Annotated in this window: 12 protein-coding genes; all 12 read left to right on the plus strand. The window is 67.2% G+C overall.

Annotation, left to right across the window (positions count from 1 at the left end; translation table 11 throughout):
• On the plus strand, positions 1 to 237 hold a 237-nt coding region (locus J2Z79_RS12300), incomplete at its 5' end, for a transposase (RefSeq protein WP_209467195.1).
• 31 nt (positions 238 to 268) lie between these two features.
• Positions 269 to 616, plus strand: coding sequence for a DUF3024 domain-containing protein (locus J2Z79_RS19350; RefSeq protein ID WP_483439825.1), 348 nt, complete (start codon positions 269 to 271; stop codon positions 614 to 616).
• Positions 617 to 1,491: 875 nt separating this feature from the next.
• Positions 1,492 to 1,923, plus strand: coding sequence for a hypothetical protein (locus J2Z79_RS12310; RefSeq protein WP_209467197.1), 432 nt, complete (start codon positions 1,492 to 1,494; stop codon positions 1,921 to 1,923).
• A gap of 135 nt (positions 1,924 to 2,058) precedes the next feature.
• Positions 2,059 to 3,153: a DNA methyltransferase gene (locus J2Z79_RS12315; RefSeq protein WP_245302700.1), complete on the plus strand. Its 1,095-nt coding sequence runs from the start codon at positions 2,059 to 2,061 to the stop codon at positions 3,151 to 3,153.
• A 4-nt stretch (positions 3,154 to 3,157) separates the two neighbouring features.
• Positions 3,158 to 4,309 (plus strand): hypothetical protein, encoded by a 1,152-nt coding sequence (locus J2Z79_RS12320; protein ID WP_209467198.1) that lies wholly within the window; start codon positions 3,158 to 3,160, stop codon positions 4,307 to 4,309.
• Positions 4,306 to 6,501 carry an ATP-binding protein gene (locus J2Z79_RS12325; protein ID WP_209467199.1) on the plus strand — a complete coding sequence of 732 codons (2,196 nt, stop codon included), beginning with the start codon at positions 4,306 to 4,308 and terminating at the stop codon, positions 6,499 to 6,501. Before J2Z79_RS12320 ends, J2Z79_RS12325 begins: the two co-directional genes overlap by 4 nt.
• A 246-nt stretch (positions 6,502 to 6,747) precedes the next feature.
• The gene (locus tag J2Z79_RS12330; protein WP_209467200.1) at positions 6,748 to 9,816 is read left to right on the plus strand and encodes an SNF2-related protein; all 3,069 of its coding nucleotides are present in this window, start codon (positions 6,748 to 6,750) and stop codon (positions 9,814 to 9,816) included.
• Positions 9,817 to 9,828: 12 nt separating this feature from the next.
• A complete protein-coding gene (locus tag J2Z79_RS12335) occupies positions 9,829 to 12,468 on the plus strand; it encodes a hypothetical protein (RefSeq protein ID WP_209467201.1) in 2,640 nt (879 codons plus the stop codon).
• Positions 12,446 to 14,620: an Hsp70 family protein gene (locus J2Z79_RS12340; protein WP_209467202.1), complete on the plus strand. Its 2,175-nt coding sequence runs from the start codon at positions 12,446 to 12,448 to the stop codon at positions 14,618 to 14,620. The genes J2Z79_RS12335 and J2Z79_RS12340 overlap by 23 nt, the downstream gene beginning before the upstream one ends.
• A 150-nt stretch (positions 14,621 to 14,770) precedes the next feature.
• On the plus strand, positions 14,771 to 15,841 hold the full coding sequence (locus J2Z79_RS12345; protein ID WP_342589481.1) for a copper amine oxidase N-terminal domain-containing protein: 1,071 nt from the start codon (positions 14,771 to 14,773) through the stop codon (positions 15,839 to 15,841).
• A 90-nt stretch (positions 15,842 to 15,931) separates the two neighbouring features.
• Positions 15,932 to 17,116, plus strand: coding sequence for a copper amine oxidase N-terminal domain-containing protein (locus J2Z79_RS12350; protein WP_209467203.1), 1,185 nt, complete (start codon positions 15,932 to 15,934; stop codon positions 17,114 to 17,116).
• Positions 17,117 to 17,901: 785 nt separating this feature from the next.
• Positions 17,902 to 19,617 (plus strand): hypothetical protein, encoded by a 1,716-nt coding sequence (locus J2Z79_RS12355; RefSeq protein ID WP_209467204.1) that lies wholly within the window; start codon positions 17,902 to 17,904, stop codon positions 19,615 to 19,617.
• The last annotated feature ends 412 nt before the right edge of the window (positions 19,618 to 20,029 follow it).

Consider the following 20,029-nt stretch of genomic DNA (forward strand, 5'->3'; position numbering starts at 1 on the left):
GGCGAGTTGAACCGTTGGCTAGATGATGCAATGGCCAGTGGTTTACCCCCGTTCAAGCGACTTGCCAGGACCCTGACGGCCGACAAGGCTGCGGTCTTGGCCGCCATCGAGCTACCGTGGAGTACGGGGCCCGTAGAGGGGATAATCACCAGGATCAAGTTCATGAAGCGACTCGGGTACGGCCGGGCAAGCCTGCCGCTTCTGCGGGCCAGGGTTATCGGCAGCCTTGGAGTCTAGCGCGATCGTCGTGCAGTGCGGAGGGATCGAAGTGCCCCTACCCGATGGAGTCAGGCTCCACGCGGAGCAACTGATCTACTGGTTCTGTCAGACTGCCGTACCTCCTGGTATGCGACCTCGCTACCGACTGGAGTTTCGCACTCGCGGCAGTTCAATCACGCTCTACGAAAGCCGCCCCTCCTGGGTACCGTCAATCGGACGATGGCTACGGATTCCCATGGTGCAGTTCCGATTCGACCCAGAGCAGGGCAACTGGACGCTGTACAAGGCAGATCCTAACCGACGCTGGTTTGCATGGGATCTGATCCAACCCTCACGAGACCTGGCCGAGCTTCTTAGGCACGTACATGTCAGCGCCGCAGGCATTATCGTCGCTTGATCCCACGACGCTGTGTCACCGTTGCCTGCACCAAACTTGGCGAAGACCCCCAATCTCTTGATCAAACACAAAGGCAGTTCACTCCGTCTACGAAGCTAATAGGAGCGGCAGCGTGGATCCCAAACTAGCCGAAGCGGAGGAATCCCTGCAGCAGATGATACAGGCGTCGATTTAGCGGCGCCGGATGCACCCGATCTTCCAGTACATCAACTCAACGCGCTTGCAGAGTTCGTACAAGTTGGTAATCCTCGGTGTGCTCTTGCAGTCGAGAACCGGGAACATGAGCGTGGACGAGTGCGCCGGTCGATTCCTCGCCTTCTACAGAGGGTTGGCGGAGCAAGGCTTTCCTCCGGAGCGAACACTGCACGGCTCGAGGCAGTTGATCATGTCGCGGCCCCACGAAGTAGACCTTCAGAGGGTTGTCCAGATGTTGAGCGGCCGCAAGGGGATTGTCATTAAGCCCAGGGGCATCACGCAGTACAAGGATAGTACTTCGGGCAAGACCATCCTTTCGGCGAGAGGTGTGCTCACGGCAACGCAACGAAAGGACGCCTTCGAAGAGTTGGTGGAGCGGCTGTGTCAGTATTATTGGGAACTCGTGGGGATTCGGGTTGAGCCAAGAGTAGTTCGGCAACTCTTGAAGTCTCCACACAAGGCTTGGTAGTGTCCTTGGTAGGGTCTTTCGAGACGATGAACAAGATGCACCAGCGAAATCATGCCTTGCGGTTTCTATCCCCGAACCATCGGAAGACACTTATGGCCTCGCCGCCTCTGTGTCAGTCTTTGGGGGTCGAGTAGTACCTGGACTAATGAAAGGGCGTGTAGTTCCAATTCGTTGACTCTGACAGTCGTCGTAAGAGCAAAGGGGGATCCAGTTGAAGCGTGAGATGACTGTTCGCCTCCCAGTTGCCAGCAAGACGAAGAACCCACCTGCATGGGCGGTGGGTGATCAGACCAGCCACCACGTCTGGTATTACGAGAATGACCTTGGAGAAACGTGGGTTGCCAAGAGTGAAGGGGACAGGCTGCTGATTTCAGGTTTCGATCTTGGTTGGGAAGAGTTCGCGCTGAGCGTCGAGCAAGCCAAGGCCGAGAAGGAGCGGTTGGGCCTGCTGGTCGCCGCTAGCGAACTCGCTGCTGTCCATCCAAAACTGGCTCAGATCCTGGTGGAGTCAGCAACCATCAGGTCCCTGTCCACGCAAAACTGCCCCCTGGGAAAGGTCGTACTCGACCTGGGCGAACAGCTGTGGGTACTTTCCGTCATCAACGCGGCCTTGCCACGGATGGAAGTGCGTCGAGACAACTGAGGAGACCCAAGTCGTGCTTCCCCCGCCCCTCGGCGGGGCTTTTCTGTTGCAGGTATTCCTCTTCCATTCGCCGAATTATCACACTATCAAGAACCTGTCCCTTCGGCAGCAGACACCACACCGGAGGCAGCCGCCATGACCACCGCCCCGCACATGCGCCTAAACGCCCTGTGCCCCTACTTCACCATGTTTCCCCTAGACTTCCCCGCCCGGCACCTCGCCGACGCCCGGCCGGGCGAGTGGGTGCTCGACCCCTTCTGCGGCAGGGGCACAACCAACTTCGCTGCGCGGCTCCATGGCCTCCCCACCGTCGGCATCGACTCCGGCCCGGTGGCCGTGGCCATCGCCCAGGCGAAGTTGGTCGACGTTACACCTGACGAACTGGTCGCCGAGGCGGAGCGCATTCTCGCCGGGCCCGAGCCGGTGGATATGCCGGAGGGACCCTTCTGGGAACTAGCCTTCCACCCCCGCACCCTGGCGGACCTCTGCCGGTTGCGGGAAGCACTTTTGCACGACTGCGACTCCCCCGCCCGAACTGCCCTGCGGGGGCTCGTCCTGGGCATCCTCCACGGCCCCCGCACCAAGCGGCTGCCGTCCTACCTCTCCAACCAGATGCCCCGTACATACGCGACCAAGCCCGACCCCGCCGTTCGCTTCTGGACCCGCAGGGGGATGACGCCTCCCGAAGTGGACGTGCTGGACGTCATCGTCCGCCGGGCCCGGTACAGCTTCGCCGCGCTGCCCCCGACGGTGCCGGGACGCATCATCCAGGCAGACAGCCGTGAGCCCGACGCCATCCCAGCCGTGGATGGGGGGTACCGGTGGGTGGTGACCTCTCCACCCTACCTCGGCATGCGCTCCTACCAGCCCGACCAGTGGCTGCGGCTCTGGTTCCTGGGCGGCGAGCCCACGGTCCGCTACATCCATGAGGGCCAGGTGAGCCACCTGCGGGGCGCGTACCAGCGGGACCTGGCGGCCGTCTGGCGGAACGTCGCCGCCCGATGTCGGCCGGGGGCCCGCCTGGTGGTCCGCTTCGGCTGCCTGCCCACCCTGCCCTGCGATCCCCGGCAGGTGCTGGAGGAAACCCTGGTGATGTCCGGTGCGCCCTGGCGCATAGTCGAAGTAACGGGCGCAGGCATCCCGCCCCGTCACCGGCGCCAGGCCGCACAGTTCGAGAAGACCCGCCCCGCCCGAGAGGAGATCGACCTCGTGGCGGAACTGGGAGAGTGAATCCATGCTGCACCCGGACGCGCTGACGGGCATCAAGGAGCAGATCATCCGCCGCGCCGAGGCCGACCGCGTCCTGCTGGACGACCTGCGCCGCGAGGTCAGGCAGCTGGCCGGCAGCGTGCGGGTGGTGCGGTCGCGCGCCTCCACGGCCATCTCGCTGGTGGCCAGTGACGGCGGCAACAACAAGCTGGTCTTCGACCCCTTCTACGTGCAGGTGGTGCGGGTGGTGGACTCCTACGGTAAGGAGCTGCTGGTGGACGTGGTCTCGCCCACCACCGACCCCGACTCCCTGCTGGTGAACCACTTCACCCCGTCCGGCGAGCCCCGCTCCGCCCTGGGCCGGCTGATGGCCGACCTGGGGGTGCGGAGCCTCTCCGCCCTGAGCCACATGATCCCCGACGGCAAGAAGGTGCGGGAGACGCCGGAGCGGGTGAGCCCCTCCTGGGTGCAGGTCTACCGCGACCTCTGCGAGTGGGCGGTGCTCTACGAGCGCATCTGCTACCAGACGTTTGCCACCGACACCCTGATCGTCCGGGACGGCCTGCTCCGCTCCAAGATCTTCCGCGGCGAGGGCTTCATCCGCATGCGGGAACGGATGGAGGAGGCCATCGAGCGGGTCTGGCGGGAGGACCGCCGCCGCGTCTACCTGGTGGGCATCGCCAAGCACAGCCAGGTGCTCACCCGGTACAGCCTCGCCATGGCCATCGAGGAGACCTTCCCCAGCGGGGATGCCCGCTACGTGGCCGTGCCCCGGGAGATGGAGCGGAAGGCCTACACTTGGCAGGAGTGGGCCCGGGGCGCCGAGACCGAGGAGGGAGAGGCGCCCAAGATGGTGGCCGGGGACATGTTCTTCGTCCGATTCGGCCCCAACTTCGGCGACCCGGTCTGGGCGGTGGACATCTTCTCCGCTCAGCGGGACCGGGCTGATGAGATCCTCGGCAACCTGCTCTCCGACGCCCGGGACGGCTTCCCCATTCCCTTCTACCCCCGCTGCCTCCAGCGGGCCCACGAGCACGCACAACTGGCCGACTTCGACTGGGTGATACTGCAGGACCAGGTCCTGGACGCTATCCGGGGTCTGCTCCCCAGCGGGAAGCAGGCCCTGCTGGACGCCTATCGGCTCAGGGCCGACGTCACGGGGGAGAGGTACGGATGACGCTGTTTCCGCGCGAGCAGGTGGTGGGCATCTTCCGCGGCTTCAGCCAGGGCGGCATGGAGTTCCACGCCGACCTGGTGCTCCCGTACCGGAGCGAGTTTCAGTCCATCCCCATGCACGGCCAGTTCCTCGTCGTGCAGCTGGAGCACCAGAACGAAGGTGTGCTGGGGCGCATCACGTCCACCACGGCCGACGGGCGTCTGGCCCAGGGCCAGGGGGAGGACTACGGCCTGCGCGTCATCGCCGAGGACCGGGAGATCCCCGAGGACCTGCGGGACCAGTACCTGAAGTACCGCGTGAACATCCGGGTGCTGGGGGTGCTCCGGGAGGCCGGAGGCAAGATCGTCTTCGCCCCGTCCCAGCGCCGCCTGCCCCACGTGGGCAGCCGGGTCGCCTTCCTCTCGCCGGACCTGCTCCGGGAGGTGGCGGGCCACAACCTGGAAGGCGCCGAGCTGGGCTTCCTGGCCCTGGGCGAGTTCATCTACGCCAAGGGGGACCCGCGCCTCACGCAGGAGGACTGGATGCAGGTGAAGGAGCCGGTCGTGGTGCCGCGCTTCCCCATCCGGCAGCTGGTCTCCCGCCGCTCCTTCGTCTTCGCCCGGGCGGGCTTCGGTAAGTCCAACCTGAACAAGCTGCTCTTCGCCGGCCTCTACGAGGAGACGCCCACGGTATCGAAGCGGGGCGGCCGCCAGGTGCCGGTGGGGACGATCATCTTCGACCCCGACGGCGAGTACTTCTGGCCGGACGACAAGAACCGTCCCGGCCTCTGCGACGTGCCCTACCTGAAGGACCGGATCGTGGTCTTCACCAACCGGGAGGCGCCGAGTCCCTTCTACCGGTCCTTCGTCGCCGGGGGCATCAAGCTGGACATCCGGCGGCTCCGGCCGGCGGACGTGATCTCCATCGCCCTCTCGCCCGAGAAGCAGGACCAGCAGAACGTGCGCAAGCTCAAGGGGCTGAATGACGAGGCCTGGGCGCAGCTGGTGGATGCGATCGCCGAGGAGGGCAACTCCACCGACCTCAACCTGGTGAAGCGGCTGCTCCGCCTGGAAGAGGGACAGGACGCCGAGGCGCTGGCGGCCCGGGCCAACATGACCACCATCGTCAAGATGCTGCACGACCGGTCCAGCCAGATGCTGGACATGCTCCTGGCCGCGCTGAAGCAGGGCTGCATCTGCGTCGTCGACGTCTCGCAGCTGCGGGGGTCGTCGGCCCTGGTGCTCTCGGGGCTGATCCTCAACCACATCTTCCAGCACAACCAGGAGCAGTTCACCCGGGCGGAGCCGGACACGATCCCCACCATCGCCGTGATCGAGGAGGCGCAGTCGGTGCTGGGCCCAGGCGGCGGTTCCGGCGCCGAGCCCTACATCGCCTGGGTGAAGGAGGGGCGCAAGTACGACCTGGGCGCGGTGATGATCACGCAGCAACCGGGCTCCATCGCCACCGAGATCCTCAGCCAGGGCGACAACTGGTTCGTCTTCCACCTGATCTCAGCTGCCGACCTGGCAGCGCTGAAGCGGGCCAACAGCCACTTCAGCGACGACCTGCTCTCGTCGCTGCTGAACGAGCCCATCCCCGGCCACTGCATCTTCTGGAGCAGCAGCGGCGGCAAGCCGTACCCGGTGCCGATCCGGGTCTTCAGCTTCGAGGAGCGCTACCAGGTGCTGGACGCGGACGGAAGCCGGGGGGCGGTTCCGACGTATGCCCAGGAACTGCGGGAGCAGTTCGGGGCCATCCTGGCCAGGCGGGCCGAACCTGCGGCGGGCAGGCAGACGGTGCGGGCGGACGCTGCGCAGGGTGTCTCAGCAGACGGATCGGAGTGGGAGGAGGCTGGGGAAGCAGGCAGCGAGGTTCCGGGCTCCGGCGCCACGGACCTCGGGGGGCCGGATGGAGAGCAGGGTCCAGATGTGCTTAACGAAGCCCTGCGCCGTGCCTTTGCGGCGGCCCGGGGCGACCGGTGGCTGATGCACGACCTCACACACGGTGGCGTGCCCTGGATGCGGGTCGTGCGGGCGATCGAGCACAACTTACCTGACAAGTGGCTTGACCGGAACAACCTCGCCTACCAGAACGTGCGGCGTTTCCTCAATGAGACCTTTGGCGAGGGCAACTGGGGTACGGAGCGGCGGCCCAAGAAGGATGGCAGCGGTGACACGACCTACGTCTTTGTTCACGGGGAGCCAGACGAGTAGCTGTCTGGCCGGCTCCAGTTTCGGGCCCTCTGTGGGGGCGTTTCCTGTGGTCTCACCCAGGGCGGCAGCCGATCCCTGGGCTCCGCGCATTTCAAGTGTACCCCACCCCAGTGACACGCCCTTGTCACTGGGGTGGTTTATCGTAATCGCTGGCAAGCAGGGCTAGCTGCCTGACATAACGAACCGGAATAATGAATACACTGGCTATTATCACCTCCTAAATGACTAAGTTCAGGGGGTATGCGCATGCCGCACAGGTTCCCCGCCAACGCCCGGGTCTACTCCCGCTCACGGCGCCAGGAGGGCATGATCCTCCGGGAGGTCTCGCCCGGTTGGTACGAGGTCTTCTTCAGCGCCCGGGAGCGCCACCGCCTGCCAGAGCACGACCTCGAACTCCTGCCCGACATCGACCCCCTGCTCGACCGCCTCCTCAACAACGACCTGGACGGGCCGGTGGAGTTCGACCTGGCCAACATGGCCATGCGCCTCCGCATCGCCCACTACCACGACCCGTACGCCTCGCTCTCCTGCTCCCGCCTGGAGCCCCAGCCCCACCAGATCTTCGTCGCCCACAAGGCCGTCCAGTCCGCCCTCTATCCCCGCATGCTCCTGGCCGACGACGTTGGCCTTGGCAAGACGATCGAGGCCGGCCTCATCCTGAAAGAGCTGAAGGCGCGCGGCCTGGTGAAGCGCACCCTCATCGTCGCCCCCGCCAGCCTGGTCACCCAGTGGGAGCGAGAGCTGAGGGTGAAGTTCAACGACAAGTTCACCATCATGGACAGCAACCGGGAGCGGATCTACCAGGCCGACCAGCCTGACCGCAACATCTGGGAGACCGTCGACCAGGTGATTTGCTCCATCCCCTTTGCCCGCGACGACCGGCGTGCCGACCAGATCGCCGCAGCAGGCTGGGACCTCGTGATCTTCGACGAGGCCCACCACGTCCGCCGGGTGCAGGAGGGCGGCAACGAGACGCGGTCCACGAAGGCGTACCACCTCGCCGAGAAGCTGCGCGACCGCACAAGGGCCATGCTCCTCCTCACCGCCACGCCGTTGCAGCTGCAGGACTTCGAGTTCTACTCCCTGCTCTGCATCCTCGACCCCTCGGTCTTTCCCACCTACGAGGCGTTCCGACAGCACCGCGCCGCCCGGGCCGAGACCAACCGCCTCATCGGCCGGGTCCAGGAGGCGCACCTCGTCTCGCCGGCCGAGCAGATCGACATCGCTCACACCGTCGCCCGCCACTTGCCGGACCTCACCCCCGGGGACGTGCTCGGCCACCTGGCCACCGAGCGGGGACGGGACCACATCATCGAGCGGCTGGCCGGCGAGAACAAGCTGGCCGACCTGATGGTGCGCAACCGCAAGAAGGTGATCGGCGGCTTCACCACCCGCCGCCCCGTCACCCTCGAGGTCGAGATGACCCCCGACGAGCGCCGCGTCTACGATTCAATGCGCGCCTACCTGGCCCAGGGCTACAATCGAGCCCAGGAGCAGGGCGACCGGACCCTGGGTTTCCTCATGGTCATCTTCCAGCGCATCCTCACCAGCTCGCCCTACGCCCTCGTGCGGGCCCTTGACCGCCGTATCGCCAGGCTGCAGGGGGAGGAGGCGGAAGCGGGCGCGGCCGTCCCCGACCTGCTGGAAGACGGCATCGACGACGACGTCGAATCCGACCTGGAGGCCAGCGACCGCTTCGAGGCTCTCGCCGGGCACCGCGATCCCGAGACGGTGGCCGACGAGATCAGCGCCCTGGTGGAGTTGCGGCACATGGTCCAGGCGCTGAAAGTCGATACCAAGCTGCAGCGGCTGGAGGCGATGCTGGCGCAAGTGCTGGCCAACCCCGAGCACAAGGTGATGATCTTCACCCAGTTCCGGGAGACGCTGGTCTACCTGCGGGAGCGCCTGCAGCAGCGCTACCGGGTAACCGTATTCCACGGCAACATGAGCGCCCAGGAGAAGGACCAGGCCACGGAGGAGTTCCGGACCCAGGCGCAGATCATGATCGCCACCGAGGCCGCCGGCGAGGGCCGCAACTTCCAGTTCTGCAACATCCTCGTCAACTACGACCTGCCCTGGAACCCGATGCGCATCGAGCAGCGCATCGGCCGCGTCGACCGCATCGGCCAGACCCGGGATGTGTACATCTACAACTTCGCGCTGCATGGAACGGTCGAATCGCGAATTCTCGAGATCCTGCGGGACCGGGTACGCATCTTCGAGGAGACCATCGGCGGGCTCGACCCGATCCTCGGCGACGTGGAGCGCGACCTGACCCGCATCATCATGGAGCAGGCCCCGGACTTCGACCGGCAGATCGAGCGCATCGGCGTGTCACTGGAGGACAGAATCCGACGCGCACGGGAAGCGGAGGCGCGGATGGCCGACTTCATGATGGACCGGGCCAGCTTCCGGCGTGAGACCCTAAACGAAATCGAAAACCGCAAACCGACCTATTCGCACGTGGATATTGAGCGCTTTATGGAACTGTACTTCTCCCGCTACACCCCTGTGAAGCGGCAGAAGGACGGCTCGATGGAGGTCGAACCGCCGGGCATCTGGCGGCAGCGCCACCCGGATCTGTACAGCCGTGAATTCTTCATCGGTACCTGTGACCCCCGCCTGGCCATTCGCCGTGAGGATCTCGAGTTCTTCGCATTCGGCAACGCGGTGTTCGATGCGGCGCTCGGTGACTGCCTGCGGGAGGATTTCCCCGGCCGCGCGACCAGCCGGATCTGCCGCGGCACCTCGCAGCCGGGGCGCAGGCTCCTGCAGTGCATGGTGCTGCTACGGGCGGAGGGGGTTCGCACCTTCCACCGGCTGGTGCCCATCTGTGTGGACCTGGACAGTGCGGAGTTTGACGAGGCCTTCTCCGTGGAGGTGGCCCACCGGCTTAGCGAGGCGCAGCTCGGGCCGCAGATCGACGACGAACTGCGGGTGCGGGTGGAGGCGGCCTGGGACGACATCCAGGGTTGGGCGGCCGAATACGCAGAGCGGTTCAGGACCGAGATCCGGGCCGAGTATGAGGCGCTCTACCGCCAGGAGCGGGAGAAGCAGGCCCGCCTCTTCCGGTACCGGCGCATCAAGCTGGAGCAGGACATCGTTGAGAACCAGGCCAAGATCGAGAGCATCTCCATGCGCGGGCCTGAGGAGCAGCGGATCCTGTACATCTACCGCCATCGCGACCGCGACCTCCGCCGTGAACTGCAGGAGCTGCAGCAGGAGGAGCAGCGGGTCCTGGCCGAGCTGGACGCCCGGCGGGAGGTCGTGCCCAGCTTCGAGATCTACAGCGCAGCCGTCGTATTCACGCAGTAAGGGGTGACACCCGTGGCAGACACGGAGAAGGCGACTGATCGCCAGGCCCGCCAGCCCGAGGCTCCGGCAGAACCCGTACCTGAGGCCCCGACCGAACCTGCACCTGACGCTGCGGCAGAGTCCGCACCTGACGCCCCGGCCGAACCCACACCTGACGCATCGGCCGTACCCACACCTGGCGTTCTGACTGAGTCCGCACCTGATCCTCCGGCAGCACCCACACCCAACGCTCCTGCAGAACCCGCGCCTGATGCCGCGGCAGAACCCGCACCTAACCCCGCGGCCGCCCGGGTCCACCGCCTGGAGCGCCTGCGCCGGTTCTTCCGCTACGACAGCGCCCGGGAGTGGGCCAAGGCGACCGGACGGGACGAGGCGGACGCCGCGACAGACTACCAGTCCGTCCTCGCCGCGGCCCAGGAAGAGGCCCGGCGGCTGGCCGGCGAGCTGGCTGCTACGGGCGAGGCCGACCTGATCGCCCGACTCGTGGCCCACGCGGGCCTCGACCTGCTGCTGCCGGTCTGCGCGGCACTGCAGGAGGCCGCCTTCGAGCCGGCGGTGGCGCCGCTTGCCAGGCTCTACCGGTCCACGGCCCTGGAGGGGCAGGTGGCGATCCTCGGCGTCGTGGCCGCGAGCGGCGGGGCAGCGGGGTACCAGATCGCCCTGGAGGGCTGCGAGGCCAGGGAGCCGGCGCTGCGGGAGGCGGCGGCCCGGGCCGTGGCCGCCATCGAGGCGCGCCATCCGACTCTCGGGGCCGTCGGCGGCCTGCTCAGGGAGGAGCCGGTGCACGTCGCCCCCGGGCAGGTGGGCCCCCTGGTCTCGGCCCTGCTGGAGCTGACCGCCCTGGAGCGGGTCTTTGCGGCGCTGGGCCGGCTGTGCAGGAGCCACCCGGATCTGCAGCACGAGGTCCGTGCCGCACTCTGGGCGACTGGGACACGGTCTACCCCGGGCGCCAAGGGCGACCCCGACGCCCCGGAGGTCGAGCGGGGGAACGTGCGGGCCCTTCTCCTCCTGGGCAGCCAGGACTGGGCACTCTACCCCGAACAGGAGCGGGCGGTGCTCCAGGCCTTCCATCGGGCGGGGCGGCGGGACCGAAAGGCCTTCCTCGCCGCCGCCACGTCCGCACGTGCACAGGCGGTGCTGCGGTACGGACTGACGTCGGGTGCCCGGCGCAATCTGGGCCAGACCATCGAGCACCTGAAGCACGACCGCCCCGACCTGGTGGAGTTTCTCGCCGAGCCGCTCCTGGATGCGATCGGGCGGGCAGAGCCGGAGGCGCGCGCCGAAGGCCTTATTCTCCTGGGGCGCCAGCTCCGGACTCGGACCCTGGAGGCCTTCGGCGTGCCCCGGCGAATCTACGCCGCGCTGCAGCTGCCTGAGAACAGACCGTGGCAGCCGAACTTGCTGCGGGCCCTGGTGAGCAGTGCACCCGGGCGCCAGATGCTGACCACGGAGCGGGTGGACGCTTCGCTGTACCAACTGCTGAGCGAGCTGGTGGGGGAGGGGGCCCGCGGGCTGGACGTCAGCGCCATCTGCCTCGCGGTGGCCGACGGCCTCAGGCAGGAGCAGGCGCTCGATACCCAGCGGCTCCTCTGGGTGCTGCAGCATTTCACGCGGGTTTCGCAGGAGGCCCGGCCGGACCTTGCCGTCGTTCTAGGGCGGGCGCTGGCTGCGCAGTTGCTCTTCGGCACGGACGCACAGATCGGGCTGCTCTGTCGGCAGCTGGAGGCCGTCCCTGAGCTGGGCGCCGCCGTCCTTCCCCACCTCCTGCCGGTGGGGCTGGGGCTCCCGTCGCAGCGGCTCGAACACCTGGTGCGGCTGATCACGCTGCAGGTGCCGCACCCCCTTGCGCTGCTGGCCGCCGGGCTTGAGGCCGCCCGGAGGCGGACCTGGCTGCTGCTCGACGCTGTATTGGCCCTGGACAGCCGGTCTCCGGGGATGGGCCGGGCCTTCATCGAGCAGAGCGCGGACGGCGCGCTCTACCGGCAGATGATCGCAGACGCCTGCGAGCGCATGACCCGTACGATTACCGAGATGCGCCGGCGGTGGGAGGAGGAGGAGGCTGCGGCACGGAGCCGTCTGGAGGCGGTCGCCGGGCCTGTGCTCGAGGAGTTGGCCGGGCGTATCGTCGACCTGCCCGGCGCCGGTCCGGAAGACAAAGAGCAGCTTGCGCTCTACCTGCAGGACCTGGAGGACGGCATCTACGCGACGGTGGATGCGGCGCCCTCGCCCCTGCCCCTGCCGCCAGTCGCAACGGGCGACCCCCTTGACGACTACCAGCAGGCCGTGCTGATCCACCAGACGGTGGAGCGCCGGCTGCACGATCGGACCCTGCACTTCGCGGTCGAACTGGGCAAGCGCATCGCGCTGCCCCTGGAGAAGATCTGCCTCGCCGCGGCGCGGCATGCAGAGGCGGATGCCCTGCTGGCTCCGCTGCTGGGGTGGCTCGGCGAGCAGGGACTCCGTCCGGTCGAGCCGCAACTGGGCCGCGCGGTACATCTGGACCGCAGCCGCCACCAGCCGATGCGCGAGGGCGCGGGCACACGCTACGCCGTGGCTGCTCCCGGCCTGATGGCAGCCGACGGCACCGTGATCCACCCTGCCCTCGTGACCCCGTGCGAGGAGGGAGAGCATGAGCAGCGTCCTCGGTGTTGACCTGGGTACCACAAACACGTCGGCCTCGCTGGTGACAGGAGGTCGGGAGCCCTTGCCGATCCCCCTGGGGGGCACGAGAGACCCGTACATCATGCGGTCTGCAGCGCTGAAGCTCCCCGACGGCCGGTGGCTGGCCGGCGATGCGGCCAGGGACTACGTGAACCGGCATCCCGAGATGGCGAAGCGCCTGCTCACTGCCTTCAAGCCCCTCCTGATGCTGCCCGAGCGGGGACAGACCCGCTGGCAGGCCGAGGTGGTCGCGGGCGAGCTCCGGGACGATCCCAAGGAGAAGGGGACGATCCGCGTGGGTGGCGGCACCCGGTACGTGCTCCGCACCGAGTCCCTGACGTCGTCGCTTTGCCCGCCCGGGATGACGCTGGCCGACGTGCGCCAGGCCACCCGGGAGATGCTGCACGCCGTCCACCTGAAGGTGCGGGAGGCGCAGCCCCGGCTGGTGCTGGACCACCTGGTGATCGGGATCCCAGTGGGCTTCCCTGACCTGGCGAAGGCGAAGGTCATCGAGGCGGCGGTGGACGCGGGCCTGGTACGGGACCGGGGGCGGGTGACGCTCTTCCCGGAGCCCGTGGCCGTGGGTCTGGCCTACGGCATCGAGTTCCGCACGCCGAAGCGGGTGCTGGTCTTCGACCACGGCGGCGGCACGCTGGACATGACCATCCTCGACATCTCGGGCGACCCGGCCGGCGGCGACTTCCACTACCAGGTGCTGGCGCAGGTGGGCCACGACCGGGCCGGCCGCTACTACGACCGGTTGCTGCTCGCGCGGGTGATCGACATGGCGGGCAGCAAGGGAAAAGAGGCCCTGCGCTACCTCGGGGTGCAGGACCCGATGGCCATCGCCGTCCCCGGATACCTGGATGAGGCGGAGCGGGTGAAGGAGGCGCTGTTCTCGGGCAGTACGCGCGCCCGGAGCCGTCCCGTGCAGTACGCGCACGTATTCGGCGACGTCAGCCTCCGGCAGGAGGTGACCGAGGAGACAATGGCCGAAGTGCTCCGGGGCGAACTGGAGGCGGTGCGCGCCAAGGTGGAGCAGCTCGTGGCGCAGGCAGAGGTGAACGCGGCGCTCGTGCGGGGACGCGGTCAGGCCGGTGTGGAGGAGATCCTGCTGGCCGGGGGTTCCGCCCGGTTGCCCTTCTTCCGCACCCTCCTGGAGGAGATGTTCCCTGGCGTGCCCATCGACGATCGCTACGCGGGCACCCGCACCACGACCGCCGGCTTCGCGCGGGCGGTGCAGTACCGGGGGTTCATCGGCCGGCTTACCGACACCGAGTACCGCATCTTCGTCCCAGACGAGTGGCGGAGCCGTACCGTACTGCCCATCGGCACACCGCTGTCTGAGGCGACCGCAGAACGGCAGCAGGGGCGTCGGCGGGGTCTCTACCTGCGTGCGGAGCATGAGAGGGCCACCGTCCTGCTCTTCAGCGTCATCAACGAGCGGGAGCAGCTGCAGCTCCAGGCGGTGGTGGAGGGGATTGACCCCGGTGACAAAGTGCAGGTCTTCGTTACCGTTGACCCCGTGTCGGGGCAGCCGTCGGTCCGGGCGGTCTCGGCGGGCACCGGGCTGCCCCTGCCCGTCCGGACTGTCGACCCGTACGGCCCCGAGGGCGTGCCCCTGCTGGAGAAGGGGCAGATCATCCGGTTCTGCCGCAACCAGATCCGCAACCACCCGTCCCGCGACACGGGGTGCATCGACACGATCGTCTGCATCGCAGACGGGAGGCCGCGGGACCTGGCAGTGGGTGAGATGACTCGGTTCCGCCTCGCCTTGCACCACCCGAGCGGTGCGCTGCCGCAGGTGCGCGCCGCGGCTTGCGACATCGAGGTGTACGAGGTGGAACTGCCCCGCCCGGGCCAGTCGGTTGTACTCGACCGCCTTTCGGATCGCGATTTCAAGCCTCTTCCGGGGGGCGAGCTCTACCCGTTCTCCTGTGTTCCCGCCCCCGTGGACGAGGAGCAGCCGGCATCTGCACCGGCCGCAGCGGCTCTGCAGCGGAGGCGGGAGGAGGTCCTGGCCGAGCAGCCTACCGCGGCCGAGCCCGCGGCCGAGCAGGCGGCGGAGCGCTCCGGGCGGCGACGGGTCGGGGCGCGGTTGCTGGAGTTGCTGCGGGGCGAGGCGCGCCGCTCCGGAAGCTAGAACGTGTCTGCAGTCGGCCCCGGGAGCTGCGCGGCTCCCGCGGCGGCCGTATCTTGCGGACGATGGCTGTCTCGGAGCGAAGGAGTTTTCTGATGGGGGTGCGAATAACCCACTCATTTGCCATCTTTTCCGAAGGGAGCAGTGGATCGAGTGCGTCGTCTCCTGGCTTGGTTGGTCGTGCTGTCGGTGCTGCTGGTTCCCGCCCTCGCCATGGCGGAGACTCCCATCCGCCTGGTGGTGGACGGTGCGGAGGTCCAGACCGATGTGGCTCCCGTGATCGAGGAGGGCAGGACCCTGGTTCCCCTGCGGGCGGTGACCGAGGCGCTGGGCTTTGAGGTGTCGTGGGACGGCCCCAGCCAGACCGCCACCCTGACCAAGGGCAAAACGACGATCATGCTGATCGTCGACAAGTCGGATGCGCTGGTGAATGGCGAACCGGTCAAGCTGGACGTGGCCCCCACGATTCGGTCTGACCGCATGCTGGTTCCGGTCCGCTTCGTCGCCGAGACGGTTGGTCTCGAAGTCGCCTGGGACGAGGCGAACCGGACGGTCGTGATCACGTCGAACGAGCCGGTCGTCGATCCGGCAGCCCTCGCCCTGCTGCAGCAGGTGAAGGAGGGCGGGAGCCGGCGGATCACGGGCGACCTCGATATTACCGTCGCAACCGTGCTGGGCCCCATGGTCATGGAGATGAGCACTGAGGCGTACGAGGCGGGGCCTGAGGAGTCGCTCTTCTACAACACGGTCCGGGTGGAAGGTGAGGAGCAGACCATGGGTTCCGCCGTCCACCAGGGTCAGTTCTGGATACAGGACGAGACGCGGACATGGGCCGCCATGTCACTGGAGGAGATCGGTGTCGCCGATCCCCTCAGCAACCCGACGAGCCTCGCGAACCTGAACCCCGAGGATCTGATGGGTGCCAGCGTCACGCTGTCGCAGCAGGCCTATGAGGGAACCGAGATGCAGGTTGTGACCCTGAGTGTGGACGTGGCCGCGTTGAACGACTTCTTGGGCGGGCAGGATATGATGCTCACCGAAGGCCGCTTCGAGGTCAACTACTGGTTCCACGCCGACAACACCCTGCACCACGCCGACTTCTTCCTGGAAGCGGCCACGAATGACTTGGGTGTGCTCGGCATGACCATGACGGGTACCCTGTACTTCGAGCCGTGGGACCAGCCGATCCCGTTCCCGGCCGAGATCACCGGCGCCGGCGAGTAGCAATGACGCCTCTGACCCCCTGAGCGAACCTGCGCTCAGGGGGTTTCGTAATGGTTATGTGAGAAGCATTCGTGGGGGAGAGGGGACTGGATGAACTGGGGACGCTCACGGCCAGCCTCGCGGCTGGTCTGGCTGATGCTGGTGGTACTGCTGCTGCAGACGCCGGTGATTGTGGGGGCGGCGGCAGAGACGGAGTTGGAAATCGCGGAGTACCCGGCCGAGAACTACGAACCCGGCCCGGGCTGGCCGGAGGGCTGGTCGCCGCCGCCCGCTCCGCAGGGGATGTCGGAGCGGATGAAGGCCGAGGTGGAGCGGGTGCTCCGGGAGCACCCAGACAAGTACGACCGGTACGATTGGTGGGTCTGGGACCCGCTGCCCGCCTGGACGCAGGATTACCCGTGGTACTGGGAGGAGGACTGGATGGGCTGTGGGACGACGATGCACGTCTACGCCTATCCGGTACCCGACACACTGCTCATTAGCCGAGTCTTCGGCCGCACGTACGTCGTAGGACGCTTGCACCTAAAACCGTGTCGGTATGAGCCCATGCAGTTTATTACCCAGGCCCGGGAGCTGAGTGAAGCGGAGAAGTTGGCTGAGGGGAGGGTAATCGAGTACCAATACTGGATGGACAAGTCCCACCCTGGGTTGGGGCGGGACGACGGCAGCGAGAGCAACGGGAGCCCCGACTACATCTACGTCTACCTCAACCAGGGCGACGCGGGGAAGCGCTTTGACACGCCCGCCTATCTGGACACCACGGTGAACCGGGTACGAGTACCAATTCGCTTCATTAGCGAGATGATGGGTGCCGCGGTTTCGTGGGACGAGGCCGGCAGGCGGGTGACCATCCACTTTCCGGCCGTCACCCGCAACGTGATGAAGGTGATCCCGGCAGCAGGGTACGACTACCCCGATCTGTTTGATCCGGAAACGGACTTCCCCAACGGGTACCGGTTCCTGCTGGAGGAGCGCACGGTGAGCACCCCGGAGCGAACGATCGTGCTGACCATTGACCAGCCGGTGGCGGTGGTGGACGGCCAGGAGGTGCCCCTGGACGCCCCGCCTGTAATTCGGAACGACCGGACGATGGTGCCGGTCCGGTTCATTGCCGAGCAGATGGGTGCGAAGGTCTACTGGGTGGGCTCCGAGCCGATCTTCCGCCTCGACGACGGCCGGTTGTCCGGTACCTATCAGGTCCACATCTTTACACCGTTCTTCCCCCTGTATGAGTACCCCAGCTGGTACCTGGAGAACCGGGCTGTGCGGTACTAGGAGGGGGTAAGAAGCCCATGAGGTGGCGAAGGTGGGTTGTGGGCGCGGCGGTTCTGCTGACTCTGATAACGCATCCGGTGGTGGCGGCAGGCGACTGGATTACCAAGGGAGGCTCGCAACAACGGAGATCATCAGTCGTCCAGCCCGTAGGTCTGATCGAACTAACGGAGTACTGGGAGACGAAGGCGCTGGGGGAGAGCGCGGCGCAGCCAGTGATGGTCGACCGGGTAGTCTACCACCTGGCTGGTGCCTACCTTTGGAGGTTGTATTTGGATGAGTTTCGCCAACCAGTCGGAGAGGCCGAGCCCATCCGCGATACTGTAAATGGACTGAGTGTTGAAGTTAACCGGGCGCCCGGCGGCCCGGTAATAGCCCCGCAGTCCAGTCCCACTTATAGTCGTGAGACGGGCATCCTTTACTTTGGCACGGGCTACGGGTGGCTGTGGGCGCACCATATTCAGGAGGAGTGGATTCGGCCAATTCGGTTGGAGACAGGCTGTCCGATTGTGGGCTCTCCCCTGGTGATTCACGATCAGGGGCGGGACATCGTGGTGGTAGCGGACCGGCCCAACTACCCCGGGGAGGAAAACCTGCCAGAAGGTCGGCCGCTCTGCCCCCGCCGTCACGGCAAGGTCTGGGTGGTACAGGGACTAGAGCAGCGGGATGTGCTACCACGCTGGCATGTCTACGAGGCCCCTAACACGAAGCAAGATGAGAGCGGCTTCGGCGGGTTTATCACTCCGTCCGCAGTGATTGCTCCGCCCCATGGGGAGAATCCGAGCTTCGTGATCGGCACCGACGGCTTCGAGGGCGGACGGGCCATCCGCCTTGCCCTCGATCGCAACAACGACTACCGCCCATATCAGGTCTGGACGGTAGACGGCCCGGGCGGATTCGCGGGCAACTTCACGTCTGACGGCATTAACGCCTACTGGCTAGATACCCGCGGCCATCTGTGGGGAGCCGGACTGGCCCAAGGCCGGGAACCCGAAGGCTGGTCTGCGTACTCCATCGACCTCCCCGCCCTCATCGGCGCCAAGGCCGCGTTCACCAACACCGAGCCGGCGGTCGAGGTCCGCCAGACCCCCGCAGGCCCGGAGACCCACCTCTACGTCACCCTGCGCAACTACACCGACACGGGCGCAGGGCTTCGGGACGGTCCCACCGGCAGCGACGGCGCCGTGGTGGCGCTGGGCCCCGGCGGGAGCCTGAAGTGGTTCCACAAGTTCGGTCCCCCGGACCGGCTCGGCGGGCGGAAGGCCTCCATGAACACGGCGCCGCTGGCGCTCGTGGGCCGCGGGGCGCTCCTCTTCGGCGACGTGAATGGATATTTCTACACTTACGCTTTGGACACCGGAAAACCCACGGGCGGAGACGCCCGCGGCGCCCTGATCCAGCCGGGCGGGCGGGCGCCCGCGGGCCGGCTGTTCCTCCTGAAGGAGGGCGAGGTGCCGAACACCGGCCCCTACAACTTCTCCCAGGTCTCCGGCGTCGGCGTCGACCCCGCCTTCGCCCAGGGGCTCCTCCTGGTCGGCGTCAACTTCGAGCGGGACGGGCAGCCTTCCGGCCGGCTGGTCGCGTACCGGGCCGGCGAGGCCTACGACCTGCGCTGGATCGACAAGCCGGAACCCCTCGTGCTTGCGCAGGGTGAGCCGGTGACCATTCAGCCGCGCCTGCAGCTGGAGATGACCACCCGGACCCTCGGGGCGCTGTGCCCGGGCCCGGTCAGCGTGCAGTGGTTCCTCACCGACGCCGGCGGAGGGCTGGTCCGCTCCCTGGGGGAGGTGCCGCTGCCAGGCGACCTCGCGCCGCAGCAGCCCTACCCGGTCCCGCTGACGGTGAGCCTGGCCAAGGGCGATCCAGCCGGGGGGCAGATCGTCGGCGTGATCGACCTGCCCTCGGTCTACGCCCTCAGCGCCGCCCACACGGAGAACAGCGCACTGGCGCAGGCCCGTTCCCTCGCGACGGCGCAGGGGCTTCCGGGGGAGAAGAGCTGCGCGGGGGCGGTGGCCGAGGTGGTGGAGCGGGAGGGACAGCCCGGGCCGGAGGGCAGCCTGGCCAACAACGTGCTGATCGTGCCTTACAGCAGCAAAGAGGAAGAGCCTGAACCGCATGTCGACGACCCGGCGGTGGTTCAGCTTGCCGTCCCGGAGGAGACCGAAGCTGACCAGCCATTCCAGGTGGGCATCTACCTGGGCTACCAGAACAACCTGGGCCGTACTGAGATCCGGGTCCCGCTCCGGCTCTGGGCCCGGCCGGCGGCGGGCGGTCCGGCGCCTGCTGGAGGGTGGCAGCAGGTGACCATCGACCAGGTGCCCTGCTGCACCTTCAAGCCGGGGATCATCGCGGGGCTGAGCCCCGGGGTGTGGGAGATCATCGCCGAGATCGACTACCCGGGCGACACCCGTCCAGAGAACAACCGGGCGGTCCGCCGGGTGGAGGTGCTCCGCCTGCAGCCGGGCGGCGGAACCGGGCCGGAGGGCGGGGCGATCACAGACTGAGGCCGCTCTGCTTGGCCAGGGCGGCACGATCTGGTACTCCAGCGGGAAGGGCGGTACGATGCCCCGCTCCACAAGCTCGGCCATGAACGCGTAGAGGTCGGTTACCGAAGCCCAGTCAGGATCTGGCACCTGCCGCCAATAACGGGCCGCCTGCGCGTACCAGCCCACGTTGAAAGCGGCGACCCCTGCGTAGTGGAGGCCGAAGTCCAGGGACTTCCCGGGCCAGCGGTCGTGCAGCCGGAGCACCAGCACGTGCTGCCCCAGCGTTCCGGCCACGCGCTTGATGAAGACGGTGTACTCCACCCAAGCGGAGGGCACGGAGCCCTTGTAACACGGCGTGAGTGAAATCACCCCCGCCCGGCGGCTCGCCGCGGCGGGGGTCTTTCACCCGGTCCACTGCCCCGTCTCCTGT

Source organism: Symbiobacterium terraclitae (assembly GCF_017874315.1).
Classification (GTDB): domain Bacteria; phylum Bacillota; class Sulfobacillia; order Symbiobacteriales; family Symbiobacteriaceae; genus Symbiobacterium; species Symbiobacterium terraclitae.

Excerpts from the sequence above, each read along its gene's own strand:
- J2Z79_RS12315 (WP_245302700.1), top strand. The coding sequence starts at position 2,059 with ATGACCACCGCCCCGCACATGCGCCTAAACGCCCTGTGCCCCTACTTC.
- J2Z79_RS12320 (WP_209467198.1), top strand. The coding sequence starts at position 3,158 with ATGCTGCACCCGGACGCGCTGACGGGCATCAAGGAGCAGATCATCCGC.
- J2Z79_RS12325 (WP_209467199.1), top strand. The coding sequence starts at position 4,306 with ATGACGCTGTTTCCGCGCGAGCAGGTGGTGGGCATCTTCCGCGGCTTC.
- J2Z79_RS12330 (WP_209467200.1), top strand. The coding sequence starts at position 6,748 with ATGCCGCACAGGTTCCCCGCCAACGCCCGGGTCTACTCCCGCTCACGG.
- J2Z79_RS12340 (WP_209467202.1), top strand. The coding sequence starts at position 12,446 with ATGAGCAGCGTCCTCGGTGTTGACCTGGGTACCACAAACACGTCGGCC.
- J2Z79_RS12350 (WP_209467203.1), top strand. The coding sequence starts at position 15,932 with ATGAACTGGGGACGCTCACGGCCAGCCTCGCGGCTGGTCTGGCTGATG.